This is a genomic window from Streptomyces sp. NBC_00209 (assembly GCF_045206345.1).
GTDB lineage: Bacteria > Actinomycetota > Actinomycetes > Streptomycetales > Streptomycetaceae > Streptomyces.
Window position 1 is genome coordinate 2,625,766 of sequence record NZ_CP108121.1, and the last position, 23,778, is coordinate 2,649,543.

The following is a 23,778-nucleotide window of genomic DNA, read 5'->3' on the forward strand; positions in this document are numbered from 1 at the left end:
TGGACCCCCGGCGGCTTCGCCGGGTGGGGCCGGCGCCCGGGGAGCCGCACCGGGTCGCCGTATCACCGCGCCGTCAGCCGCACGGCACGGTGGTACGGGCCTCCGTCCGCGCGGGCCGCCTCCGACACGGCGCTCCGCCCGGGCCTCCGCCGGGTGGCGCCCGTCCGGAGCAGGAGGCCGACCATGAAGACCCCCAGCCTGCCGTTCCCCGCCCCGCCGACCGCACTGCTGAGAGCGACCGCGCTGGAGCTCTTCGTGCTCGCCGGGCACGCCCTGATGTATCCGACCGGGATCGCCGGTGAACGCCACCCCGGCCGCGCCCCGGCGGACGAGGGCGCCGAGCCCGCCCGCGCCGACATTCCGCCCGCCGAGGGCACCGACCGGCCACCCGTCGTCTTTCTTCACGGTTTCATCGACAACCGCTCCGTCTTCGTCCTGCTGCGCCGCTCCCTGGCTCGGCACGGCTGGCGCCGTCTGGAGTCGCTCAACTACTCCCCGCTGACCAGCGACATCCGTACGGCCGCCGAGCTGCTGGACCGGCACATCGAGGAGATCTGCGCCCGCACCGGCCACCACCGGGTGGACATCGTGGGCCACAGCCTGGGCGGCCTCATCGCCCGCTATTACGTACAGCGGCTGGCCGGTGACCGCCGGGTGCGGACCCTCGTCACGCTGGGCACCCCGCACTCCGGGACCGCCGTCGCCCCACTGGCCGGGGCGCTGCCCATCGTGCGGCAGATGCGCCAGGGCTCGCCCCCCGTCGAGGAGTTGCGGCTCCCCGCGCCCGGCTGCCGTACCCGGTTCGTCAGCTTCTGGAGCGAACTCGACCGGGTGATCGTCCCCGCCGAGGCGGCCTGCGTCGACCACCCGGACCTGGACGCGGTCAACGTACGCGTCACCGGCATCGGCCACCTCGCGCTGCCGGTGCACCCGGCCGTGGCGGCGGCCGTGCGGCAGGCACTGGACGAAGCGGAACCGGTCCAGGAGGCCCCCGGGACCACCCCCGGGACCACCCGCACCACCCCCGCCGCCTAAACCGAACAAACTTCGAACATAGAGCCAAGGCTCTGTGCGGGCGCCGCCGAAAGACGGCCGATTGCCCGATTTCCCGTGCCCTCCGGCGCCGTCGAAGATTGTCGATGGCGGATACCGCCGGGTACAGTCGCCGCCAGTTCTCCCGGGGTACCCCACACCCCCGGAACCTGGTCCTGCTGCCGAGGCGAGAGAGAAGTTGGTGAACGACCAGCACCCCCACGCCGGGTATGCCGGATACGACGGCTACTCCACAGGCAGCTTCGAGACGGACCCGCTCTTCGGCTCCCTCCCCGGCACCGGCGTCACCTACGACGGCGCCCATGACGCCTCGTACGACACCTCGCAGGGCTACGGCATCCCGTACACCGGCGGTGAGACCGGCTACGGCGGCGCGTACGACACCCCCCAGTGGGACACGGGCGCGCACCCCGGCTACCAGGCCCAGCAGTACCCGCAGTACCCGCAGTACGACACCACGACGACCTGGCTGCCGGCGGAGGGCTACGACTCCGGCCAGTGGGACACCACCACCTGGACCGCCGCCGCCCCCGCGTGGCCCTCGGACGGCACGGGGACGTACGACACCGGCGTGTACGACGCCACCGCCTGGAACACCGGCGCCACGCCCGGGTACGAAGAGCAAAATGTGCAAAGCCCGGCCGCCTCGAACGAAGCCGAACAGCCGGAGCCCCCGGAGACGTACGAGTCGTACGAGAACGGCGACTACGACCCGTACGAGCCCCACCGCCGCGCCACCGACGGCGTCGAGCCGGACGAGGCCGCCGAGCCGCACCCCGATCTCGCCCCCGCCGAGCCCCGCCGAGGCAACCGCAGCCGCAGGCGTTCCCCAGCGAAGCGCTCCGCACTCCTCACCGTCGCCGTTCCCTCCGCCTGCGTGATGAGCGTGGCCGGGATCGCCGCCGCCTCCGTGGGCGGGATGGGCGGGGACGAGACGAAGAAGGACGCGACCACCACCATGGCCGCCGCCGACCCCGGCACGGTCAAGCCGGTCGCGGCCAACAACGAGCTGGACACCCAGCTCGCCAACCTCAGCGCCGACGCCGAGAACTTCGCGGACCGCGCCAGCCGCACCCAGGAACGCATCGACCTGAAGGAGCGGCAGGCCGCCGAGAAGAAGAGGCGCGAGGCGGAGGCCGCCCGCAAGGAGGCCCTGCGCCCCAAGTTCGTGATGCCGGTCAAGCAGCACGGGCTGAGCGCCTACTTCGGGCAGGCGGGCGTCAACTGGATGTCCGTGCACACGGGCATCGACTTCCCCGTCCAGTACGGCACCCCGGTGATGGCGGCGACCGACGGCACGGTCCGTACGCAGTACAACAGCGCCTACGGCAACATGGCCATCGTGACCATGGCCGACGGCACGGAGACCTGGTACTGCCACCTCAGCAGCACCCGCGTCCGCTCGGGCCCGGTCAAGGCCGGTGACGTCATCGCGTACTCCGGGAGCTCCGGGAACTCGACCGGCCCGCACATGCACTTCGAGGTGCGGCCGGGCGGCGGCGCGGCGATCGACCCGCTGCCGTGGCTGCGCGGCCACGGGATCAACCCGACCTGAGCGGGACGAACGACTACGGCGGCCGGGGCCTCGGGGGCTCCGGCCGCCGCTCGTTTCAGAGCTTCTGCACCGGGGCGTACCGCAGGAGCAGCTTCTTGGGGCGGTCGTCGCCGAAGTCGACCGTGACCTTCGCCTGGTCACCGACGCCCTCGACCGCCGTCACCGTGCCCAGGCCGAACTGGTCGTGCGTGACCCGGTCGCCCGCCACCAGCGTGATCGTCGGCTTGTCCGAGGTCCGCCGGGTCGCGAAGCCGGAGGGGCCGGAGCGGGCGCGGGAGGCGGAGAGCGACGAGGTGATGCCCGAGGTGGGGCCCGCCGGGGCGGCCATCGGGCCCTTCCGCTTCCACTCCAGGTGCTGGTCCGGGATCTCCTCCAGGAACCGCGACGGCGGGTTGTACGAGGGCTGGCCCCAGGCACTGCGCATGGCGGCCCGGGTCAGATACAGCCGCTCGCGGGCGCGGGTGATGCCGACGTACGCGAGGCGGCGCTCCTCCTCCAGCTCCTTGACCTGGCCGAGCGCCCGCATGTGCGGGAAGACGCCGTCCTCCATGCCGGTCAGGAAGACGACCGGGAATTCGAGGCCCTTCGCGGTGTGCAGGGTCATCAGCGTGATGACGCCGGAGCCGTCGGTGTCCTCGTCGGGGATCTGGTCGGAGTCGGCGACGAGCGCGACCTTCTCCAGGAACTCCGCGAGCGTGCCCGCACCCTCCTCCTCGCCCCGGTCCTGCTCGAATTCGAGGGCGACGGCGGCGAGCTCCTGGAGGTTCTCGATGCGGGTCTCGTCCTGCGGGTCGGTGGACGCCTGGAGCTCGGCGAGATAGCCCGTACGCTCCAGGACCGCTTCCAGCACCACGGCGGGACCGGCACCGGACTCGACGACCGTGCGCAGCTCCTCCATCAGCGTGTTGAACCGCTTGACGGCGTTGGCGGAGCGGGCGGCCATGCCGTACGCCTCGTCCACGCGGCGCAGCGCCTGCGGGAAGGTGGTCTTCTCGCGCAGCGAGAGCGCGTCGATCATGGCCTCGGCGCGGTCGCCGATGCCGCGCTTGGGCACGTTGAGGATGCGGCGGAGCGGGACGGTGTCCTCGGGGTTGGCGAGGACCCGCAGGTAGGCCAGGACGTCCCGGACCTCCTTGCGCTCGTAGAAGCGGACACCGCCGACGACCTTGTAGGGCAGGCCGACGCGGATGAAGATCTCCTCGAAGACACGGGACTGCGCGTTCGTCCGGTAGAAGACGGCGACGTCTCCGGCCTTCGCGTCGCCCGCGTCGGTGAGGCGGTCGATCTCCTCGGCAACGAACTGCGCCTCGTCGTGCTCGGTGTCCGCGACGTAGCCCGCGATGCGGGCACCGGTGCCGGCGTTGGTCCAGAGGTTCTTGGGGCGGCGGCTCTCGTTGCGCTCGATGACCGCGTTGGCGGCGGACAGGATCGTCTGGGTGGAGCGGTAGTTCTGCTCCAGCAGGATCGTCGTCGCGTCCGGGTAGTCCTCCTCGAACTGGAGGATGTTGCGGATGGTCGCGCCCCGGAAGGCGTAGATCGACTGGTCCGCGTCACCCACGACGCAGAGCTCGGCGGGCGCGTTCTCCGGACCGGCCGGGCCGACCAGCTCGCGTACCAGCGTGTACTGGGCGTGGTTGGTGTCCTGGTACTCGTCCACGAGGACGTGCCGGAAGCGGCGGCGGTAGTGCTCGGCGACGTCGGGGAACGCCTGGAGCAGATGGACCGTCGTCATGATGATGTCGTCGAAGTCCAGCGCGTTGGCCTCGCGCAGCCGGGCCTGGTACATCGCGTACGCCTGGGCCAGGGTCTTCTCGAAGCCGTCGGCGGCCTGCCCGGCGAAGGTCTCCTCGTCGATGAGCTCGTTCTTGAGGTTGGAGACCTTGGCGGTGAAGGACTTCGGCGGGTAGCGCTTCGGGTCCAGCTCCAGATCGCGGCAGACCAGGGCCATGAGCCGCTTGGAGTCGGCGGCGTCGTAGATCGAGAACGAGGACGTGAAGCCGAGCCTCTTGGACTCGCGGCGCAGGATGCGGACGCAGGCGCTGTGGAAGGTCATGACCCACATCGCGTTGGCCCGGGGCCCGACCAGCTGCTCGACGCGCTCCTTCATCTCGCCGGCGGCCTTGTTGGTGAAGGTGATCGCCAGGATCTGGCCGGGGTGGACGCCCCGCTCGGCCAGCAGGTGGGCGATGCGGTGGGTGAGCACCCTGGTCTTGCCGGAGCCGGCGCCCGCGACGATGAGCAGGGGCGACCCGGCGTGCACGACGGCGGCGCGCTGCTCGGTGTTCAGCCCGTCGAGCAGCGCCTCGGGGTCGAGGACGGGGCGGTGCGCGCCGTCGCGGTAGTACGCGTCGCGGGGTGGCGGGGGCCCGTCGAACACGCCCGCGAACAGGTCCTCCGGCACCGCTTCGGGTGCGGGGTCCTCGGGGGGCGGCGGGGCCGCGTCCTCCTCCTGCTGGAGGCCGGCCAGGAAACTGTCGTCAAAGAGGCTGCTCATCGCTGTCCGAGTCTAAAGCTCTCCACTGACACCCGGCCCCGCTCCGAAAAGGTCACGGAAATGTATCGGGCATATCGCACACCAACCTTCCCAGCGGCCCCATGCGTTGGCTAGCGTGCACGTTCGGACGGCCCGTACCCCCAGAGGCGACCTACGCCGAGCGTGCCGCCACGCCGAATCCGGGCCCGCCCGGAACCGGGGACCCACACGCAGCACCGGGGTGAATCGGTCCTTCCCCACCGGACCGTAGGGCAGCCTTCCGTTCCGCCCGAACCCGACAGCTAACCCGGTAGGCGGTCCACGGAAGGAGATGCCGGCCTTGGCGTCGCATCGCAAACCGCGCACCCGGATGCGCTCCACCGCCCCGGCCGTCGGGCTGACCTCGGCCGCGCTGGCCTCGGTGACCCTGCTGTCCTCCCAGAGCGCGATGGCGGCGCCCGCGCCGAAGCCGAGCATCGAGGAAGTCCAGAAGAAGGTGGACGACCTCTACCGGCAGGCCGGCACCGCGACTCAGAAGTACAACCAGGCCAAGGAGGCCACGGACCAGCAGAAGTCCAAGGTCGACACGCTCCTGGACGACGTGGCCAAGCGCACCGAGAAGGTGAACGACGCCCGCAGGACGCTGGGCAACTACGCCGCCGCCCAGTACCGCAACGGCGGCCTCGCACCGACCGCAACCTTCTTCCTGGCCGACGACCCGCAGTCGTTCTTCGACCAGACCCACCTCATGGACCGGATGGCCGAGCGCCAGCAGCAGGCGGTCGCGAACTTCCGTACGCAGCAGGCGAAGGTGTCCAAGCAGCGGGCCCAGGCCGTGGAGAGCCTGGAGACGCTGACCGAGTCGCAGGCCACGCTGCGCACCAGCAAGCAGAACGTCCAGACGAAGCTGACCGAGGCCCGGACGCTGCTGTCGAAGCTGACCGCCGAGGAGAAGGCGCGGCTGGCGGAGCTGGAGCGCAAGAAGGAGGCGGAGGCCAAGCGGAAGGCCGCCGAGCTGGCGAAGAAGCAGGCCGCCGCCCGGAAGGAAGCCGAGCAGAAGGCCAAGGAGTCGGGGAGCAGCGGTACGGAGACGGGCTCGGGTTCCGGCTCGGACACCGGCTCCGGGAGCAGCGCCTCAACGAAGGCGGAGAAGGTCCTCGCGTTCGCCCGCGCCCAGATCGGCAAGCCGTACGTCTGGGGGGCGACCGGCCCCGCCTCGTACGACTGCTCGGGGCTGACGCAGGCGGCCTGGAAGGCGGCGGGTGTCGACATCCCGCGTACCACCTGGGACCAGGTGAACGTCGGTACGCGGATCGCGACGGCCGATCTGCAACCCGGCGACCTGGTCTTCTTCTACGACGACATCAGCCACGTCGGGATCTACAAGGGCGACGGGATGATGATCCACGCGCCGAAGCCCGGGGCGAACGTGCGCGAGGAGTCGATCTACTACATGCCGATCTACGGGAGTGTGCGCCCCGCCTGACCGGGGAAGAGGGCCGGTCCGCGCGGGCCGGCCCCGTACCGCCGCTCAGGCCCGTACCGCCGCTCAGGTCCAGAGCGTGGCGATGAAGATGTTCGCCAGGGTCAGCGCGTTCACGGGGTGTGAGAACCCTCGCCCCGGACCGCTCCGGGCAGGGTGGGGCCTACGGGCCGCTTGAATGATGAATGCACTTTTTGCCTGATTCTGTGGCACTTTTCCCGGTCATTCAGGCTTCACGTGCGGTCATTCAGCGACAATGCCACGCCAAGAGCGGGCAATAACCGTCATAACGACACCTTCCCGTGACCTCGGATTAGCGTCCCTTCCCGGTGGCCGTGGATCAGGAACCGTCCTCGCCGGCCGCCGGAGAAGCCCGCCGGTATACCCCGTCGGGCCGTCGCACGGAAGGACGCCCGCCCCCGTGGCAGCGCATCGCAAACCCAGGCAGCGCCTCATCACCGCCTCCGCGGCCCGCACCGCGGCGACCCTCGCGGTCGCCGGAGCCGCGACGGCCGCCGTGCTGCCGGGAGCCGCGCACGCGGACCCCGCGCCCACCGCGAAGCAGGTCAAGGCCCAGGTGGACCGGCTGTACCGGGAGGCGGAGGTCGCCACCGAGAAGTACAACGGCGCGAAGTCCGAGGCGACCGCAGCCGCCAAGTCGGTCGACGCCCTGCGCGACGAGGCCGCCCGCAGGACCGCCCGCCTCAACACCGCCCGCGACGTGCTCGGCGCGTACGCCGCCGCGCAGTACCGGTCCGGCGGGATCGACCCCTCCGTGCAGCTGGCGCTCTCCTCCGACCCCGACCAGTACCTGCGCCGCGCCACCTACGCGGAGCGGGCCGGTGAGCGCCGGGCCACCGACGTGCGCTCGGTGCGCCGCCAGGTCGCGGAGATCGCCCAGGTACGCGCCGAGGCGGCCGGGAAGCTCACCGAGCTGGCCTCCCGGCAGGCCGCCCTGAAGGAGCACCGGGCGACCGTCCGCGCCAAGCTGGCCGAGGCCCGCCGCCTGCTCGCCCGCCTCACCCCGGCCGAGCGCGCCTCCTACGACGCCTCCGAGGACGGGCGCGGGGCCGGCCACGCCGACCGGAGCGCGCCGCGCTCCACCGTCGCCGCGCCCCACTCGCGCGCCGCCCAGGCGGTCGCCTTCGCGTACAACGCCCTGGGCAAGCCGTACGTGTGGGGCGCGACCGGGCCCAGCTCCTTCGACTGTTCCGGGCTCACCCAGGCCGCCTGGCGCGCCGCCGGGGTGTCGCTGCCCCGGACCACGTACACACAGATCAACGCCGGGCAGCGGGTGCCGCGCTCCCAACTGGCCCCCGGTGACCTGGTGTTCTTCTACTCGGGCGTCAGCCATGTCGGCCTGTACATCGGGAACGGACGGATGATCCACGCGCCGCGCCCCGGGGCCCCGGTCCGGATCGCGCCCATCGATGAAATGCCCTTCGCGGGGGCGACCCGGGTGGCATAGGCTCCGGGCCCTTGACCTCAACAGCCCGAAGGACAGCCGCACATGCCGATGGACGCCGATGTCCAGACCCACGCCCATACGCTCACCCTGCGCTCCCCGGACCACGTCCGCGTCGGGCCGTTCGTGATCCGCTACAACCCGAACTGGTCGCTGAAGTACGCCAACTACGCGATCCCGGACCAGGGCGCGGAGCCGACGCCCGGCGAACTCGACGCCCTCATAGCGGCGTTCCGTGAGCGGGACCGGATGCCCCGCCTGGAGTTCCTGCCCGGCTGGGCGCCCGCCGTCGAACCGGCGCTGCTCGCCGCCGGGTTCACCGTCGAGAACCGGGCCCCGGTCCTCGCCTGCGCCCCCGGCGACCTGGTGGAGCCGAAGCCGGTCGCGGACCTGGCCATGGCCGAGCCCGCCACGGACGCGGAGTTCGCCGCCGCCGCGCTCGTCCAGCACCTGGGCTACGGCGGCGAGGGCGAGCCCGAGGAGGGCACGGCGCAGTGGCTGCGGAACGCGGCGGCGGGCGGCGGTGTCGCCGCGCTCGCGACGGTCGGCGGCACCCCGGCGGGCGCGGGCGGCTGCTCGGTACCGGTGGACGGGCTCAGCGAGCTGGCGGGCCTGGCGGTCGGCGCGGACTTCCGCCGCCGGGGCATCGGCGCCGCGCTCTCCGTACACCTGACGCGCACCGCCTTCGAGCGGGGCTGCCGGGTGGTGTGGCTGGAGCCGGGCGACGCCGACGTGGAGCGGATCTACGCGTCGATCGGCTACCGCAGGGTCGGCGAGAAGCTGAACATCTCGCTCGACCCGGACCGGGACTAGTCGAGCAGGCCCTAGACGAGCCGCCGCGCGGTCGCCCAGCGGGTCAGTTCGTGGCGGTTGGAGAGCTGGAGCTTGCGCAGCACCGCCGAGACATGGGACTCGACCGTCTTCACCGAGATGAACAGCTGCTTGGCGATCTCCTTGTACGCGTAGCCCCGGGCGATCAGGCGCAGCACCTCGCGCTCGCGCTGGGTCAGCCGGTCCAGGTCCTCATCGACCGGAGGCGCGTCCGTCGAGGCGAAGGCGTCGAGGACGAAGCCGGCCAGCCGGGGCGAGAAGACGGCGTCGCCGTCCTGGACCCGGAAGACCGAGTCGACCAGGTCGGTGCCGGTGATCGTCTTGGTGACGTACCCCCGGGCGCCGCCCCGGATGACGCCGATGACGTCCTCGGCGGCGTCCGACACGGAGAGCGCGAGGAAGCGCACCGGGTTCTCGGCGGCGCCCATCAGGGGCGCGCAGCGGCGCAGCACCTCTACGCCGCCGCCGCCGGGGAGGTGGACGTCGAGGAGGACGACCTCGGGGCGGGTCGCCGTGATGACGGTGACCGCCTGGTCGACGTCGGCCGCCTCGCCGACGACCTCGACGCCGGTCTCCTCGGTGCGGCCGATCTCGGCCTGTACGCCGGTGCGGAACATCCGGTGGTCGTCGACGAGCACGACTCGTACCCGGCGCTCCGGGTTCTCCTGGCCTCCGGCCACCTCACTGGTCCCGTTCATCGCTCGTCCTCTCCATCTCAAGCTCGACCTCGGTACCCCCGCCGGGCACCGAACGCAGCCGGGCCGTGCCGCCGTTGCGCTGCATCCGGCCGATGATCGATTCTCGTACGCCCATTCTGTCCCCCGGTACGGAGTCCAGGTCGAACCCCGGGCCCCGGTCGCGCACGGAGACGAAGACCGTGCGGCCCTCGACCTCCGCGTAGACCTGGACGGCGCCGCCCTCGCCACCGTACTTGGCGGCGTTGACCATCGCCTCGCGTGCGGCCTGCATCTGTGCGGCCAGCTTCTCGTCCAGCGGGCAGTCGCCGACGACGACGACCTCCAGCGGGACGCCGTGCTTGTCCTCGACCTCGGCGGCGGCCCGTTTGACGGCCTCGGCCAGCGTCTCGGGCTCGTCGTCCTCGTCCTTGCCGGTGCCCTCGGGGTTGTACAGCCAGTTGCGCAGCTCGCGTTCCTGGGCGCGGGCGAGCCGGCGGACCTCGCCGACGTCGTCGGCGTTGCGCTGGATCAGGGTGAGGGTGTGCAGGACGGAGTCGTGGACGTGGGCGGCGACCTCGGCGCGCTCCTGGGCCCGGATGCGCATGAGGCGTTCCTCCGAGAGGTCCTGCGTCATGCGGACGAGGTAGGGGCCGGCGAGGAGGGCGATGCCGGTGAGCACGGCGATGGCGGCGGTGATGACGTTGCCGAGCTGGGCGGCGGAGCCGCGTACGACCATGAAGACGGCGAGGCCGAGGCCGACGAGGGCGACTCCGGCCAGGGCGCGGGCCAGTTGCAGGACCCGGCGGCGGCGGCCGACCTCCATCCAGCGGGCGCGGCGGGCGTTGTCGGCCTGGCGCCAGACCAGGACGGAGCCTGCGCCGATGAGGAGGCTGGGCCAGATGTAGCGGTCGGCCTTGCTGCCCATGTCGACGTTGCCGACGAAGATGACGGCGCCGATGAGCAGCGCGATGAGGGCGAAGAGCTGCCCCTTGTCGGGTTTGCGGAGGCGGCGGGTGCCGTCGGGGGCGGTCTCGAAGACGGATCGGGGGCCGTCCACACCGCCGACGCCGAGCGGGACCACGATCCAGAACACCGCGTACAGCAGGGCGCCGAGGCCGTCCGCGAAGAACAGGCCGAGGAAGACGAACCGGAGCCAGGCGACCGGGAGTCCGAGGTGTCCGGCGAGCCCGCGCGCCACTCCGCCGAGGAGTCGGCCGTCGGCGCTGCGGTACAGCTTGCGCAGCGGAGGCTCCTCCGGCTCGGGGGCGTGGGAGCTTGCGGCTCGGGTGGTGGCGGCTGGCATGGTCCGATCGTCACATGCCCGTACGGGCGAGGGCATCAGGGTCGGCCCCCACTTCGACCCTGAGACGGCCGGGACGCGGGGCAGGGTGGGGCCGGGGCGCGAGCCCGGCACCCCTGAGAGGCGGGCGGGCCAATATCAGGGACCGGCCAGGGTCGGGGCGGGTGCCGGTGGGGCGCGGGGGCCGTCACCATGGAGTCATGACCGTTCCCCAGGACGCGCCGCCCGGCGCCGCACCTCCCCCGGACCTCGCTCCGCGCCTGCACCGCAGCCCGCGGCACAAGGTGGTGGCCGGGGTGTGCGGCGGGATGGGCCGGTACTGCGACGTCGATCCGGTGATCTTCCGGATCGTGCTCGGGGTGCTGTCGGTGACCGGCGGTTTCGGGCTGATCTTCTACGGCTTCGCCTGGCTGCTGATCCCGGCGGAGGGCGAGGACGAGAACGAGGCGCGGCGGCTGCTGTCGGGGCGGGTCGAGCTCGCGTCGCTGAGCGCGGTGCTGTGCGCGCTGATCGGCTGCGGTCTCTTCCTGTCGATGCTGGGCAACGGCGGCACGCTGGCGTTCTCCGCGATGCTGTCGCTCGCGGTCCTCGGCTTCTCCATGTGGACGCAGGCGCGCAAGAAGGCCGGTCCGGAGGACCCGCTGCACCAGGCGGCCGCGCAGGCGGCGTCGGAGGCACCGCCCGAGGTGAAGGCGCCGCCGGTGCTGTCGTGGCCGTCGTGGTGGCGCGACCCCATAGTCAAGGACGGCTCGACCGGGAAGGTGGCGATCGGCTACCTGTGGGGACCGCATGGCGCGGCGGTCCTCGGTGAGCCGCGCGGGGCGACGCCCGACGCGCCGTTCCGCCCGCCGCCGCCCCGGTCGCGGGAGGTGCGGGGACCGCGGTCCCTCGCGGGCCCGGCGTTCCTCGGCGCGCTGCTCGCGGGCGGTCTCGGTACGGGGCTGACCTGGGGGTCCGAGCCGCTGGGCACGAGCCTGGAGGTCGGGTTCGCCGCCGCGCTCGGGGTGTTCGGGCTGGCGATCCTGATCAGCGCGTTCATCGGGCGGACCGGGTTCGGCACACTGCTGCTCGCGATGATCACGTCCGGGCTGCTGGTGGGCGCCGCCTCGCTGCCCAAGGACATCGGCACGCACTGGGTGCGCGAGGAGTGGCGTCCGGCGTCCGTCGCCGCGGTCGAGCCGTTGTACGCGATCGGCTCGGGCCAGGCCGAGCTGGACCTGACCCGGATCACGGTGCCAAAGGGCGAGACCGTACGGACCCGGGTGGAGGCCCGGGCGGGCCGGGTCCTGGTGCACGTCCCGCCGGAGGTCACCGTCCGGGTGCACGCGCGGACCCGGTTCGGCGCGCTCGTGGTGGTGGACGGCCACCGCAAGGGCGATCTGGACATCCGCGCCACGCAGGACCAGCGCAAGACGCTGTCACCGGCCGAGGGCAGCACCCCGGGCGGCACGATCGACCTGGACCTGGAAGTGGACTACGGACAGGTGGAGGTCAACCGTGCCGCGTCATGAGTTCCGGCCGGGGCGGGCCGTCTCCGGCCTGGTGATGCTGACCCTGGCCGCCGGATACGCGGCGGACGCGGCGGGCGCCTGGGACGCCCCGCCGCAGTTCTTCATCGCGCTGTTCTGCGGCGGGCTGTGGACGGCCGCGTGGGTGACCTGGGTCGGCTACCGGATCCGCCGCCGGCGCGCGGGGAGGAACGCGTCCAGCGAGAGCGACCCGGCCCCGCCCAGCAGCAGCGGCAGCCACGCCATGAGGTAGATGAGGTCGTTGCCGAGGTAGTACGGCGAGACCTGCCAGCTGACGGTGAGCCACAGGCTCAGCGAGATGAGGGCGCCGCCGAGCGCGGCGATCCTCGCCCACAGGCCGAGGAGGGTGCCGATGCCGACGGCCAGCTCGCCGAACGCGATCGCGTAACCGAAGCCGGACGGGCTGTGCAGCGCCAGGTCGACCAGGCCGGGGATCGCGGCGGAGTCGCGGACGGCGTGCATCTGCTCGCCGATCGACCCGGGCCCTGAGGCGTGGAAGAACGCGCTGTCGGTGAGCTTGTCGAGCCCCGCGTACACGAAGGTGACCCCGAGGAAGATGCGCAGCGGCAGCAGGGCGTGCTCCCGCGCGAGGTCCCGCAGGCTGCTGCCCTCGCCCTGGACCCGCCCCAGGCCCCGCCCGTTACCGCCGTACCCGTACATGCTGCTCCCGCCTTCCGCGGCCGTGCCGTGCGCCACCGGACCGTATGGCCCGTCACCCGACCTTACGTACGAACGGAGCGGAGGGCTCCGGCGCGGTACCGGTTCGCGGAGAAGGGGCGCGGGCAGCGGTCTCGGGCAGCGGGTCAGTCCGTGACGTCGATGGCGACCGGGGCCGTCTCCGTGCCCGCGGCCGTCACCACCTGCACCTCGACCACGCCCGGCTCCACCTCGACCGGCACCGGCACGGTCAGCAGCGTGTCGGAGGGGTTCGCGAAGCCGCCGGGGACCGGCACCAGCGGGACATGGACGTGCACGGTCCCGATCCGCACCACGACCCGGGCCAGCCGGTCCGGGGCCCCCGCGCCCGGCGGCACGAATCCGGCGCCCCGGATCTCGATGTCGTCGCCGGTCCGGATCGGCGCGTCCAGGTCGCCCGCCTCCCGGGACCGGACGACCGAGAGCACGACGGGCCGACCGCCCTCGCCGAACTTCCCGGTGAAGTAGACGGCCGCCGACACGGCCACCAGGAGGGCGAGGCCCCACGGCAGGTCGGGCAGCTGCTCGGGCCTGCGGGCCAGGCGGACGGCGGTGAACACCACGGCGACCGTGGACACCAGCACGTACTGCACGTCCGTGAAGCCGCCGCGCCCCGAGTCGTCGGTGAGCAGGTCCGCCGCGCGCGGCCGGTCGGCACGCAGCTTCTGGAGGCGCCCGGACAGCACCCGTACGCTCACCACCCGGCGCACGGCCACCGCCACGGCGCACACCAGCGCGAGCACCGCCACGATCCCGGCGCCGCGCGCCAGGTCCAGGCCCTCGATCAGCTCGTCGCGCCGGGCGTGCCCGGAGGCGGCGGCCAGTTCGAGGGCGAGGACGAGCACGGAGAACACGGCGAGCAGCACCCAGGACGCGGCGACCGCGCGGGAGGTGGAGAGCCGGTTGTCCTCGCCGATCAGCGGGGCGAGGAGGCCGCCGCGGGCCCGGTGGACGTGGGCGGCGGCGGTCAGCAGCGCGGCGGTGACCAGCCCGGCGACGAGTCCGGCGGTACGGGCATGGGTCCAGCCCGCCCCGATCGCGGTGGCCGCCTCGGCGAGGGCGAGGACGGCGAGGCCGCCCCAGACGACGACCAGGGTGCGCTGCCACACCCGGTACAGCCAGGCGTCCCCGGCCTCGCGGCCCCGGTCGGCCACCTCGCGCGCGGACTCGGTCAGCTCGTCGGAGACCCACTGCCGGGTCGCGGACGCCGACTGGGCGACCCCGGCGGGCAGCCCCTGTCCAGCGGCGAACCCGTCGCGCTGGGCCAGGAAGGCGGCCACCGCGCGCCGGTGTCCCTGGCGCGCCCCGTGGGGGCAGTCCCCACAGGTGCAGCCCCCGCCGTGCGCGCCCTGTCGTGCCTCGTCCAACGCCACGGAGAACGCCGCCCTTTCCCGCCCCTGTTGCCGCCGTCGGCGGGTCAACTCGTCTGTGAACGCTGCGAATTGTGCCGTACGGGGTGGAGGGCTGCCGCATCGGGGCGCACCGGAGGGGTGCCTTCGTCAGCGTGTTCGATACCCGCTCAGGCGCTGAGCACGAGGTAGGCCAGGCCGAACGTGCCCCGGTAGCCGCCGTAGTAGCCGGTGCGCCGCTCGTCCACGGCGGCGACGACCCCGTCGTGCAGGGGGTGTTCCGGGTGGGCCAGGGCCCAGCGCTCGCCCAGGCCGATGTTGGCGTGCGACTCGAAGAGGTCCCATTCCCGCTGGTCGGCGACGGTCACCTGGAGCGCCCGCAGCCCCGCCGCCTCGGCCTGCCGGATCAGGTCGAGCAGCGAGCCGAAGTCCCCGGGCTCGGCGCCGAGCCCGGCCAGCGCCGCCTCGTCCGGCTCCCGCTCCCAGTAGCCCTCGCCGAACAGGACCCGTCCGCCGGGCCGTACGGACGCCCGCAGCGCGGCCAGGGCCTCGGCGGTGCCGCCGGGCCAGGCGTGCGAGGCGCCGATGGACACGGCCAGGTCGTAGCCCTGCTCCGGCCACTCGGCGGCGGGCACCTCGTGGAACCGTACGCGCTCCGCGAGCCGCCGCTCCCCCGCGAGCGCGCGGCCGCGCGCGACGGCCTCCGGGTCGGTCTCGACGCCGTCCCCGGTGCTCCCGGGGGCGGACTCCACGAGGCGCATCAGCAGCTCGCCCCAGCCGCTGCCGAGGTCGGCGATGCGGGTGTGGGGGGTGGGGGCGCAGGCGGCGATCAGTTGGGCCGCGTGCGCTTCGGAGAGGGGGGTGTTCCAGGTCAGGTGATTGTTGCGGGCGGCGGACATCAGGGTGCGGATCTCGTCTGCGGACATGGGGGCGGAGCCTGTCATGGGTGCCTCGGCGGACGCCATGTGTTTTCGGGGTGCGGCTGCGGGGTGGTGCCGCCTGCGGCGGGCCTGTTCCCCTCCCCGCCCCTTCCCGAAACCGGGGCTCCGCCCCGGACCCCGCTCCTCAAACGCCGGAGGGGCTGGGTTTCCGCGGAAGGGCTGGGTTTCCGCGGAGGGGCTGGGTTTCCGCGGCGAGGGTGGAGTGGTGGTACGGCGATGCCGCCGCCCCGTACCCGGGCGGCGGCATCGTCAGGGGCGCACGGGGAGCGTTACTCCCACTCGATCGTCCCCGGCGGCTTGCTCGTCACGTCGAGCACTACGCGGTTGACGTCGGCGACCTCGTTCGTGATGCGGGTGGAGATCTTCGCCAGGGTCTCGTACGGCAGCCGGGACCAGTCGGCCGTCATGGCGTCCTCGGAGGAGACCGGGCGGAGCACGATCGGGTGGCCGTAGGTGCGGCCGTCGCCCTGGACGCCGACGCTGCGGACGTCCGCGAGCAGGACCACCGGGCACTGCCAGATGTCGCGGTCCAGGCCGGCCGCGGTCAGCTCCTCGCGGGCGATCGCGTCGGCCTCGCGGAGCAGGTCGAGCCGGTCCTTGGTGACCTCGCCGACGATGCGGATGCCGAGGCCGGGGCCGGGGAAGGGCTGGCGCTGGACGATCTCGTCCGGCAGGCCGAGCTCCTGACCGACCATCCGGACCTCGTCCTTGAACAGCTGGCGCAGCGGCTCGACGAGCTCGAACTCGATGTCCTCGGGGAGCCCGCCCACGTTGTGGTGGGACTTGATGTTGGCGGTGCCGGTGCCGCCGCCGGACTCCACGACGTCCGGGTAGAGCGTGCCCTGGACGAGGAAGGCGACCTCGGGGCCGTCCTCCTGGAGGATCTCCAGCTGGGCCTGCTCGAAGACGCGGATGAACTCGCGGCCGATGATCTTCCGCTTCTGCTCCGGGTCGGAGACCCCCGCCAGGGCGTCCAGGAAGCGCTTCTCGGCGTCGACCACCTTGAGCTTGGCGCCGGTCGCGGCGACGAAGTCCTTCTCGACCTGCTCGGTCTCGCCCTGGCGCATCAGGCCGTGGTCGACGTACACGCAGGTGAGCTGGGAGCCGATCGCCTTCTGGACGAGGGCGGCGGCGACGGCGGAGTCCACGCCGCCGGACAGGCCGCAGATGGCGCGCTTGTCGCCGACCTGGGCGCGGATCGCGGCGACCTGCTCCTCGATCACGTTGCCCGTGGTCCAGGTGGGCTCGATGCCCGCGCCCCGGTACAGGAAGTGCTCCAGGACCTGCTGGCCGTGCGTGGAGTGCATGACCTCGGGGTGGTACTGGACGCCGTAGAGCCTCTTCTCGTCGTTCTCGAAGGCGGCGACCGGGACGACGTCCGTGGACGCGGTGACGGTGAAGCCCTCGGGGGCGGCGGAGCAGGCGTCGCCGTGCGACATCCACACCGACTGCTCGTCCGGGGTGCCCTCGAAGAGGGTGGAGCCGGACTTGGAGACGGTCAGCGGGGTGCGGCCGTACTCGCGGGCGCCGTTGTCGTCCACGGTGCCGCCGAGCGTGGTCGCCATCAGCTGGAAGCCGTAGCACATGCCGAAGACGGGGACCCCGGCCTCGAAGAGCGCGCGGTCCAGCGAGGGCGCGCCCTCGGCGTAGACGGAGGAGGGTCCGCCGGAGAGGATGATCGCGCGGGGGTTCTTGGCCAGCATCTCGGCCACCGGCATCGTGGACGGCACGATCTCGCTGTAGACCCGGGCCTCACGGACGCGGCGGGCGATGAGCTGGGCGTACTGCGCGCCGAAGTCGACTACCAGGACCACGTCGGTGGTGGTGTCGGGGGCGGCGGGGGGTGCTGCTGGCACGGGCGGCCTTCCGGCGGTGGAGAGGGGTCGGTCCTCCAATTCTACCGGCGGCCGGAAGTGGCCCGACCCGGTCCGGGCCGCCGCCCGGGGTGTGCGCCGTCTCACGATCCGGGCCGGGTGTGGGCGGCCGGGGGCGAGGGGGCCATACTGTCCGCATGCGTCAGCACACGACCTTCGTCTTTACCTATGGCATCCGGCCCGCCGGCTGCCATGGTCGTGCTGCTTGAGCAACTGACAAGCAACGTTCCAGGCGCCCCGGGCCGACAGGCCCGGGGCGTTCTGCGTTCCGGGCCCGTCGGCCCGGGGGTGCCGCATCCCACCGGGAGACCGTCATGAGCAGCACCACCACCCCCGCCGAGACGACCGGCGCCCACACCGACGAGGCCGCGTCCCTGATCGGCGACGCCCGCACCCGCATCGATTCCCTGGACGACCGGATCATCGGGCTCGTCCAGGAGCGGATGGCGGTCTCGGCGGTGATCCAGGAGGCCCGGATGACGTCGGGCGGCCGCCGGGTCAACCTGTCCCGCGAGACGGAGATCCTGGTCCGCTACCGCGAGGCGCTGGGCAAGCCGGGCACCCCGCTGGCGATGACGCTCCTGGAGCTGTGCCGGGGCCGGGTCTGAACGGCGCTCCCCCGCCGTATCCCAGTTCGGGCGGAGTCTCACCCGTACGGCGCGTGACCGGGTCCGGCACGGCTTCGTTGGTCCCGGTGTCCGTGCCGGCCAGGTGCGGAGCTTCAGGGGAACCACACGTGGCTCCGCCGGGGTGCGTGGCGTACCGCGTGTACGCCGTGGGACCGCGCACCGGCGTGCGTGACCGGTCGGCAGGGGACAGCAGCCCGGTCACTCGGAGGGACCGCAGGGTCTCTCCAGGGAAACGGCCGGCTCCGGGGACGCCCGGGGCCGGCCGTTTCTCCGTGTACGGGGTCAGCGCGTCGCGCGCCGCCTGGACACCGTGAACAGCACGCCGCCCGCGAGCAGCGCGACGAGCGCCGCGCCGGACGCGGCGAGCGCGACGGTGCCGGTGGAGGCGAGCGAGCCGTCACCGGAGCCGGAGCCCGTGGTGCCGGAGCCGGTCGTGCCGCTCGTGCCGTTGGTGCCGTTGGTGCCGGACGATGCGGAGCCGCTCGCCCCGCCCGTACCGTCCGTGCCCGATGAGGACGAGCCGCCCGTGGCCGTGGAGCCGCCGTTGCCGGAGCCGCCCGTCGCGGCGTGCGCGTCCTCGCCGTTGAGCTCCACCCAGGCCGCGTTGTTGGCGGGCTGCGGGTCGAAGGGCAGCGGGGGCGCCTGGAGGTGGGTGTTGCGGACGACGACCGCGCCGTTGCTGCCGGGGTCCGCCGAGACGAGCTTCAGCCGGAAGGGCAGGGCGAAGTCGGCGTCCTCCAGGACGGACATGGGCGTGGAGCAGAAGTAGCGCGGGGCCTTCTCCTGGTTCTCGCGGTATTCACCGGCCGCGGTCACGCCCCGGCAGATGCCCGGCTTGGAGACGACGTAGCTGCCCTGCGGCACGGTGAAGTCGACGGTGGCGACGGGCTCGCCGGAACGGATGTACCCGATCCAGGCGGGCCCCTTGTTGCGGAAGCCCAGGGTCACGTCGACGGTGTCGCCCGGCTTGCCCGCGGCCCGGTCGCCGTAAGCCGCGAAGTCGGCGGTGTTGGTGGTCCGGAAGTCGGCTTCCTGCTGGTTGTCCGACGGGTCCAGGTCGGCCGAGCGGACGGCCGGGGCCTTGTGCAGGGCGAGCTTCGCGCCCTTGCCGGGGCTGAAGCGGGCGCCGGAGCGCAGCGCCGCACGGGCGTCGGTGCCGTCCTCGTTGATCCGGTAGAGGAAGCTGTCGTAGAAGGCGTGCTCGGTGGCCCGCAGGGTGGGCGGCACTTCCAGCGTGTACGTGGCTCCGGGCTCGAAGCTGCCGGGGAAGCTGCAGAGCGCGGTGGACCAGGTGCCGGGGCCCATGCCCAGGTCCTCCTCGCTGTACTCGCAGTTCTGGTAGCGCTCGGTGAATTCCAGGCCGCGCGTGTTGCGCAGGGTGAGCAGGACGCCCTGGGCGGCGCGGGTGCCGTTGTTGGTGAAGGTGATCGGGGCCGGCTGGCTGTCGCCGGGCTTGAGCTCCGTCTTCAGCGGCAGCGGCTTCATCGACAGGTCGGGCCCGCCGACCGACACCCGCGCGGCGAACGGCCGGAAGGCGGCGCCCTCCGCCTCGGCGGTGACCTCGATGGTGCCGGAGTCGCCGTCCTTGCTGCCCTGGGCGGCGGTGACGTCGAGCTCGGCGAGGGTCCGCAGGCCGGCCCCGATCCCGTAGTCGCGGCAGACGGCGGTGGTCCCGGTCCGCTCGCAGTCCAGGCTGCTGTCCTCGCCGAAGGACACGTCCGCGACGCCCGCCAGCTTCCCGAAATCGAAACGGACGGTGTAGTAGCCCTGGAAAGCGCCGTTCTCCACGTCCTCGGAGGGGTTGTCGAGCGTGATGTCCAGGCTCGCCTTCTGCGGGGAGCCCGTGGCCGGATACGGGTGCAGGGCGGTCTCGGCGGGGCCGCCGATCGTGAACTCCGGGTCGGCAGCCTGCGCGGGACCGGCCGCCGTGAGCGTTCCGGCGGCCAGCAGACCGGCCGAGGCCAGGACGCCCATCGCACGGCGGAACGGAATCGTGCTTCTCATCTCGGGGCCTTCGGGGTCGTCGGGAGCTGTGTGACCGCTGGGGCGGCGACAGGGGGTACGACCGGGGGCGACCGGGAAAAGTTGCCCGAAATCAGATCACGGATCGGGCACGGGAAGCGGAGTGATCCACCTCACATAAGGATTTCATCAGTGCGAGGACAACCATCCGGAGGTCCGGCAGGTCATGCATGCGGAACACCGGTTGTCGGTTGTTGAACGACGGACCGGTTACAGCGTGAGGGGCTGCACTGGGAGGGGGGTGCAGCCCCTTCTGCTGTTCCCGAGCCCTTAGGGCCTGTCCGGCGGATCAGGGCCTACGCCTTCTCCTTCGGCGGCACCGCCGGCATCCCCAGGAACGGCAGCCTGAGCGCGCCGAACGCCTCCTCCGGGACCGCCGGCGCCTGCGGTTCCACCGCCGCCAGCCGCTCGTACGCCTCACCCTGCGCCGGGCGCCGGTCCGGCTCGCCCTTGTTCGGCCAGAACGACATCGCGCGCTCCGCCTGGGCGGTGATCGTCAGCGACGGGTTGACGCCGAGGTTCGCGGAGACCGCGGAGCCGTCGACCACCGAGATGCCCGGGTGCCCGAAGAGCCGGTGGTATGGGTCGATGACGCCCTCCTCCGCGGTGGCGCCGATCGGGCAGCCGCCGAGGAAGTGGGCGGTGAGCGGGGTGCCCATCAGCTCACCGATGTTGGACCCGGCGAAGCCGTTGATCTCCTCGGCGAGCAGGGTCGCGCTCTGCGTCGCCTCGGCGATCTGCGTGGGATTGGGCGCGCCGTGGCCCTGGCGGGCGGTGAGCAGGCCCTTGCCGATGCCGCTCGGCTTGCGGTAGGCGGTCAGGGAGTTGTCGAGCGACTGCATGACGAGCCCGATGATGACGCGCTCCGACCAGCGCCGGTTGGAGAGCGAGCGGGCGGCGATCGTGGGGTGCTTGACCAGGTTGCCGAGCCAGGCGCGGACCCGGTGGGCGCTGTAGGGGACCTGGACGATGGTCATGCCGCCCATGGCGTTGGAGCCCTTGCCGTAGCGGACGGGCTCGATGTGGGTGTTGGCGTCCGGGTGGATGGACGAGGTGATGGCGACGCCCTTGGTGAAGTCGGGCTTCGTACCGTGCTTCCTGCGGTAGCGCCGGTCGGAGGTCTGGGCGCCGACCAGGCCCTCGGAGTTGGTACGGGTCAGCTCCCCGAGCCTCGCGGAGAGGCGGGGCAGCAGCCCCTTGTCCTTCATGGTGTGGAGCAGGGTCTGGGTGCCGTATGTGCCCGCCGCGACGACCACCTCGCGGGCGCGCAGGGCCGTGGGCTTCGCCTTCCGGCGGCGGTCGGTGGGCACGGTGGCGACGCGGTAGCCGCCCTCGGGGTGCTCGGTGACGCCGACGACGGAGGTCATGGGGTGGATGACCGCACCGGCCTTCTCGGCGAGGTGGAGGTAGTTCTCGTTGAGGGTGTTCTTCGCGCCGTGCCGGCAGCCCGTCATGCACTCGCCGCACTCGGTGCACGCCTTGCGCGCCGGGCCCGCCCCGCCGAAGTACGGGTCCGCGACCGTCCCGCCGGGCTCGGCGCGCGCGGTGCCGTCCGCGTCCTCCCCGTCGCCGAAGAAGACGCCGACCGGGGCGAGGTGGAAGGTGTCGCCGACGCCCATGGCCTCGGCGGTCGCCTTGAGGTGGACGTCGGAGGGGGTCGTCGTGGGGTTGAGCCGGACCCCGAGCATCCGCTTGGCCTGGTCGTAGTACGGCTTCAGCTCGTCCTGCCAGTCCGTGATGTGCGCCCACTGCCGGTCCTCGAAGAACGGGGCGGGCGGCACGTACAGCGTGTTGGCGTAGTTCAGCGAGCCGCCGCCCACCCCGGCACCGGCCAGCACCATCACCTTGCCGAGCAGGTGGACGCGCTGGATGCCGAAGAGGCCGAGGGCGGGGGCCCAGAGGTAGTTCCTCAGGTCCCAGGAGTTCTTCGGCAGGGTGCCCGGGGTGAAGCGGCGCCCCGCCTCCAGGACGCCGACCCGGTACCCCTTCTCGGTCAGCCGCAGCGCCGAGACCGCACCGCCGAAGCCGGACCCGACGACGATCACGTCGTAGTCGTACGCGTCGTCGTCGGCCGCACCGGCCGGCCGGTCCTGATTCTGGGCAGGGCTGTCCTGGGACATGGCACTCCTCGGTACGAAAAGGACAGAAGTGGTGCGGGGGGTCAGGGGGCTCAGCGCAGGCGGAACGCCTTCATCGCCTTCAGGCTGCGGGTCATGAACGCCGCGTACTTCTCGTCGTCCATCCCGAAGGACGGGGCGAGCGGGATCAGCCGCTGCTGGGCGACGGTCTGGGCCTCGGTGTACTTGAGGATGCCCTCGGAGCCGTGGCGCCGGCCGAGACCGGAGTCCTTCATGCCGCCCATCGGGGACTGCACGCTGCCGTACGCGGGGGCGTACCCCTCGTTGATGTTGACGGTGCCGGTGCGCAGCCGGGCGGCGATCCGGTGGCCGCGCCGGGAGTCCTTGGTCCAGACGCTGGAGTTCAGGCCGTACGGGGTGGCGTTGGCCAGCTCCACGACCTCGTCCTCGTCGCGGAAGCGGTAGATCGAGACGACCGGGCCGAAGGTCTCCTCGGTGCACACGGCCATGGGCGCCTCCACGCCGTCCAGGATCGTCGGCTCGTAGAAGAGCGGGCCGATGTCCGGGCGGGCGACCCCGCCGGCGACCAGCTTGGCGCCCTTCTCGACGGCCTCGGCGACATGCAGGCCGACGGTCTCCAGCTGGCGTTCACCGACCAGCGAGCCCATGTCGGCGCCGTACGCGAGGGAGCTGCCGAGCCGCATCGCCTTCGTCCGGGCGGCGAACCGCTCCACGAAGTCGTCGGCGACCGACTCGTGGACGTACAGCCGCTCGATGGAGATGCAGAGCTGGCCGGCCGAGGAGAAGCAGGCGCGGACGGCGCCGGCGGCGGCCTTCTCCACGTCGGCGTCGGCCAGGACCAGCATGGCGTTCTTGCCGCCGAGCTCCAGCGAGACGCCGACGAGCCGGGCCGCCGCGCCCTGGGCGACCTCGCGGCCGGTGCGGGTGGAGCCGGTGAACGAGACGTAGTCGGCGTGCTTGACGACCTCCGGGCCGACGACCGGCCCGTCGCCCAGGACGACCTGGAAGACCTCGGCCGGGAGCCCCGCCTCGATCAGCAGGTCACGCGCCCACAGGGCGGTGAGCGCGGTCTCGGTGTCGGGCTTCATCACCACGGCGTTGCCGGAGACGAAGGCGGGCAGCGCGTCGCCGACGGACAGCTCCAGCGGGTAGTTCCAGGGGGCGATCTGGCCGACGACACCGCGCGGCTGACGGAGCTCGGTGACCTTGGTCAGCGTCGGCACGACCCCGGTGTGCCGCCTCGGCTTCAGATACGCGGACGCCCTGCGGCCGTAGTGCCGGGCGGCGACGGCGACCGCCTGGACCTCTTCGTGGGCGTGCAGCCGGGCCTTGCCGGTCTCCAGCTGGACGAGGTCGAGGACTTCGGACTGACGGTCCATGAGCAGGTCGTGGAAGCGCAGGAGCACCGCGGCCCTGGCCCGGACCGGCAGGGCGGCCCAGGCGGGCTGGGCGGCGCGGGCGTGCGCGAAGGCGGTGGCCACGTCCTCAGGGGTGGACTCCGGCAGGTCGGCCAGCTTCTCGCCGGTGAACGGCGTGTGGTTGGCGGTGCGGCCTGAGCCGGTGACGCCGCGCGTCAGCCGGGCGACGACCTCGGGCGTCACGACATCGGCGGCCGTGCGCACGCCCGCGGGGGCGGCGGCCACGGGGTTGGTGCCGGCCGTGGCGGCGGCGGGGGACGTGGGGGCCTGCGAGTCCGTCATGAGGCCGAGAGTACGTCGACGGGAGGGCTTTGGGTACCCGTGGGTAACACCTTTTCACCGTCTCTCCCGGAGTCCCGCCACACCCCCGCCAACTCGGCCAGT

The 23,778-nt window shown here is 72.6% G+C and carries 18 protein-coding genes and 1 riboswitch; of the genes, 8 read left to right on the forward strand and 10 right to left on the reverse strand.

Features of this window, described 5'->3' with window-relative positions; all coding sequences use genetic code 11:
- Nucleotides 1-183 precede the first annotated feature (183 nt).
- Nucleotides 184-1,035 (forward strand): esterase/lipase family protein, encoded by an 852-nt coding sequence (locus OG867_RS11490; RefSeq protein WP_406284789.1) that lies wholly within the window; start codon nucleotides 184-186, stop codon nucleotides 1,033-1,035.
- A gap of 199 nt (nucleotides 1,036-1,234) precedes the next feature.
- On the forward strand, nucleotides 1,235-2,608 hold the full coding sequence (locus tag OG867_RS11495) for a M23 family metallopeptidase (protein WP_406284791.1): 1,374 nt from the start codon (nucleotides 1,235-1,237) through the stop codon (nucleotides 2,606-2,608).
- Nucleotides 2,609-2,663: 55 nt separating this feature from the next.
- Here the strand turns inward: OG867_RS11495 and pcrA are convergent, their stop codons facing one another.
- Nucleotides 2,664-5,102, reverse strand: coding sequence for a DNA helicase PcrA (gene pcrA, locus OG867_RS11500; RefSeq protein WP_406284793.1), 2,439 nt, complete (start codon nucleotides 5,100-5,102; stop codon nucleotides 2,664-2,666).
- Nucleotides 5,103-5,263: 161 nt separating this feature from the next.
- A riboswitch (cyclic di-AMP (ydaO/yuaA leader) is annotated at nucleotides 5,264-5,414 on the forward strand.
- Between pcrA and OG867_RS11505 the strand changes: the two genes are divergently transcribed.
- The 3 genes from OG867_RS11505 (at nucleotide 5,413) to OG867_RS11515 (ending at nucleotide 8,842) form a co-directional block, all read left to right on the forward strand.
- A complete protein-coding gene (locus OG867_RS11505) occupies nucleotides 5,413-6,567 on the forward strand; it encodes an NlpC/P60 family protein (RefSeq protein ID WP_406284796.1) in 1,155 nt (384 codons plus the stop codon). Its footprint overlaps the riboswitch before it by 2 nt.
- A gap of 418 nt (nucleotides 6,568-6,985) precedes the next feature.
- On the forward strand, nucleotides 6,986-8,032 hold the full coding sequence (locus OG867_RS11510) for an NlpC/P60 family protein (protein WP_406284799.1): 1,047 nt from the start codon (nucleotides 6,986-6,988) through the stop codon (nucleotides 8,030-8,032).
- Between the two features lie 42 nt (nucleotides 8,033-8,074).
- Nucleotides 8,075-8,842, forward strand: coding sequence for a GNAT family N-acetyltransferase (locus tag OG867_RS11515; RefSeq protein WP_406284801.1), 768 nt, complete (start codon nucleotides 8,075-8,077; stop codon nucleotides 8,840-8,842).
- An 11-nt stretch (nucleotides 8,843-8,853) separates the two neighbouring features.
- Here OG867_RS11515 and OG867_RS11520 read toward each other — a convergent pair whose 3' ends face one another.
- Nucleotides 8,854-9,558 (reverse strand): response regulator transcription factor, encoded by a 705-nt coding sequence (locus OG867_RS11520; RefSeq protein WP_328901856.1) that lies wholly within the window; start codon nucleotides 9,556-9,558, stop codon nucleotides 8,854-8,856.
- Nucleotides 9,542-10,840, reverse strand: a complete 1,299-nt coding sequence (locus tag OG867_RS11525; protein WP_328901855.1) for a PspC domain-containing protein — start codon at nucleotides 10,838-10,840, stop codon at nucleotides 9,542-9,544. The genes OG867_RS11520 and OG867_RS11525 overlap by 17 nt, the downstream gene beginning before the upstream one ends.
- Before the next feature lie 197 nt (nucleotides 10,841-11,037).
- Between OG867_RS11525 and OG867_RS11530 the strand changes: the two genes are divergently transcribed.
- Together OG867_RS11530 and OG867_RS11535 are read left to right on the forward strand one after the other, a co-directional pair.
- On the forward strand, nucleotides 11,038-12,348 hold the full coding sequence (locus OG867_RS11530) for a PspC domain-containing protein (protein WP_328901854.1): 1,311 nt from the start codon (nucleotides 11,038-11,040) through the stop codon (nucleotides 12,346-12,348).
- Nucleotides 12,335-12,598 (forward strand): hypothetical protein, encoded by a 264-nt coding sequence (locus tag OG867_RS11535; protein WP_328901853.1) that lies wholly within the window; start codon nucleotides 12,335-12,337, stop codon nucleotides 12,596-12,598. Before OG867_RS11530 ends, OG867_RS11535 begins: the two co-directional genes overlap by 14 nt.
- Here the strand turns inward: OG867_RS11535 and OG867_RS11540 are convergent.
- From OG867_RS11540 to guaA, 4 genes are all read right to left on the reverse strand, one after another.
- Nucleotides 12,505-13,026, reverse strand: a complete 522-nt coding sequence (locus tag OG867_RS11540; RefSeq protein ID WP_328901852.1) for a DoxX family protein — start codon at nucleotides 13,024-13,026, stop codon at nucleotides 12,505-12,507. The genes OG867_RS11535 and OG867_RS11540 overlap by 94 nt on opposite strands.
- Nucleotides 13,027-13,169: 143 nt before the next feature.
- Nucleotides 13,170-14,435, reverse strand: coding sequence for a hypothetical protein (locus OG867_RS11545; RefSeq protein WP_406284805.1), 1,266 nt, complete (start codon nucleotides 14,433-14,435; stop codon nucleotides 13,170-13,172).
- A 146-nt stretch (nucleotides 14,436-14,581) separates the two neighbouring features.
- Nucleotides 14,582-15,337 (reverse strand): SAM-dependent methyltransferase, encoded by a 756-nt coding sequence (locus OG867_RS11550; RefSeq protein WP_406284808.1) that lies wholly within the window; start codon nucleotides 15,335-15,337, stop codon nucleotides 14,582-14,584.
- A gap of 284 nt (nucleotides 15,338-15,621) precedes the next feature.
- Nucleotides 15,622-17,208, reverse strand: coding sequence for a glutamine-hydrolyzing GMP synthase (guaA, locus tag OG867_RS11555; protein WP_328901849.1), 1,587 nt, complete (start codon nucleotides 17,206-17,208; stop codon nucleotides 15,622-15,624).
- A 332-nt stretch (nucleotides 17,209-17,540) separates the two neighbouring features.
- On the opposite strand from guaA, the gene OG867_RS11560 reads away from it, so the two are divergent.
- The gene (locus tag OG867_RS11560; RefSeq protein WP_328901848.1) at nucleotides 17,541-17,834 is read left to right on the forward strand and encodes a chorismate mutase; all 294 of its coding nucleotides are present in this window, start codon (nucleotides 17,541-17,543) and stop codon (nucleotides 17,832-17,834) included.
- 303 nt (nucleotides 17,835-18,137) lie between these two features.
- On the opposite strand, the gene OG867_RS11565 is transcribed toward OG867_RS11560, so the two are convergent.
- The 3 genes from OG867_RS11565 to OG867_RS11575 form a co-directional block, all read right to left on the reverse strand.
- Complete coding sequence (locus OG867_RS11565) at nucleotides 18,138-19,829, reverse strand: peptidase (RefSeq protein WP_406290903.1); 1,692 nt, start codon at nucleotides 19,827-19,829, stop codon at nucleotides 18,138-18,140.
- Nucleotides 19,830-20,173: 344 nt separating this feature from the next.
- Nucleotides 20,174-21,997, reverse strand: coding sequence for a GMC family oxidoreductase (locus tag OG867_RS11570; RefSeq protein ID WP_328901847.1), 1,824 nt, complete (start codon nucleotides 21,995-21,997; stop codon nucleotides 20,174-20,176).
- A 50-nt stretch (nucleotides 21,998-22,047) separates the two neighbouring features.
- Complete coding sequence (locus tag OG867_RS11575) at nucleotides 22,048-23,676, reverse strand: succinic semialdehyde dehydrogenase (RefSeq protein ID WP_406284812.1); 1,629 nt, start codon at nucleotides 23,674-23,676, stop codon at nucleotides 22,048-22,050.
- Nucleotides 23,677-23,778: the final 102 nt, after the last annotated feature.

What these genes read in the sequence shown, in the direction of transcription:
- OG867_RS11490 (WP_406284789.1), top strand. Translation starts at nt 184, where the DNA reads ATGAAGACCCCCAGCCTGCCGTTCCCCGCCCCGCCGACCGCACTGCTG.
- pcrA (WP_406284793.1), bottom strand. Translation starts at nt 5,102, where the DNA reads ATGAGCAGCCTCTTTGACGACAGTTTCCTGGCCGGCCTCCAGCAGGAG.
- OG867_RS11505 (WP_406284796.1), top strand. Translation starts at nt 5,413, where the DNA reads ATGCCGGCCTTGGCGTCGCATCGCAAACCGCGCACCCGGATGCGCTCC.
- OG867_RS11515 (WP_406284801.1), top strand. Translation starts at nt 8,075, where the DNA reads ATGCCGATGGACGCCGATGTCCAGACCCACGCCCATACGCTCACCCTG.
- OG867_RS11520 (WP_328901856.1), bottom strand. Translation starts at nt 9,558, where the DNA reads ATGAACGGGACCAGTGAGGTGGCCGGAGGCCAGGAGAACCCGGAGCGC.
- OG867_RS11525 (WP_328901855.1), bottom strand. Translation starts at nt 10,840, where the DNA reads ATGCCAGCCGCCACCACCCGAGCCGCAAGCTCCCACGCCCCCGAGCCG.
- OG867_RS11530 (WP_328901854.1), top strand. Translation starts at nt 11,038, where the DNA reads ATGACCGTTCCCCAGGACGCGCCGCCCGGCGCCGCACCTCCCCCGGAC.
- OG867_RS11540 (WP_328901852.1), bottom strand. Translation starts at nt 13,026, where the DNA reads ATGTACGGGTACGGCGGTAACGGGCGGGGCCTGGGGCGGGTCCAGGGC.
- OG867_RS11550 (WP_406284808.1), bottom strand. Translation starts at nt 15,337, where the DNA reads ATGTCCGCAGACGAGATCCGCACCCTGATGTCCGCCGCCCGCAACAAT.
- OG867_RS11560 (WP_328901848.1), top strand. Translation starts at nt 17,541, where the DNA reads ATGAGCAGCACCACCACCCCCGCCGAGACGACCGGCGCCCACACCGAC.
- OG867_RS11565 (WP_406290903.1), bottom strand. Translation starts at nt 19,829, where the DNA reads ATGGGCGTCCTGGCCTCGGCCGGTCTGCTGGCCGCCGGAACGCTCACG.
- OG867_RS11570 (WP_328901847.1), bottom strand. Translation starts at nt 21,997, where the DNA reads ATGTCCCAGGACAGCCCTGCCCAGAATCAGGACCGGCCGGCCGGTGCG.
- OG867_RS11575 (WP_406284812.1), bottom strand. Translation starts at nt 23,676, where the DNA reads ATGACGGACTCGCAGGCCCCCACGTCCCCCGCCGCCGCCACGGCCGGC.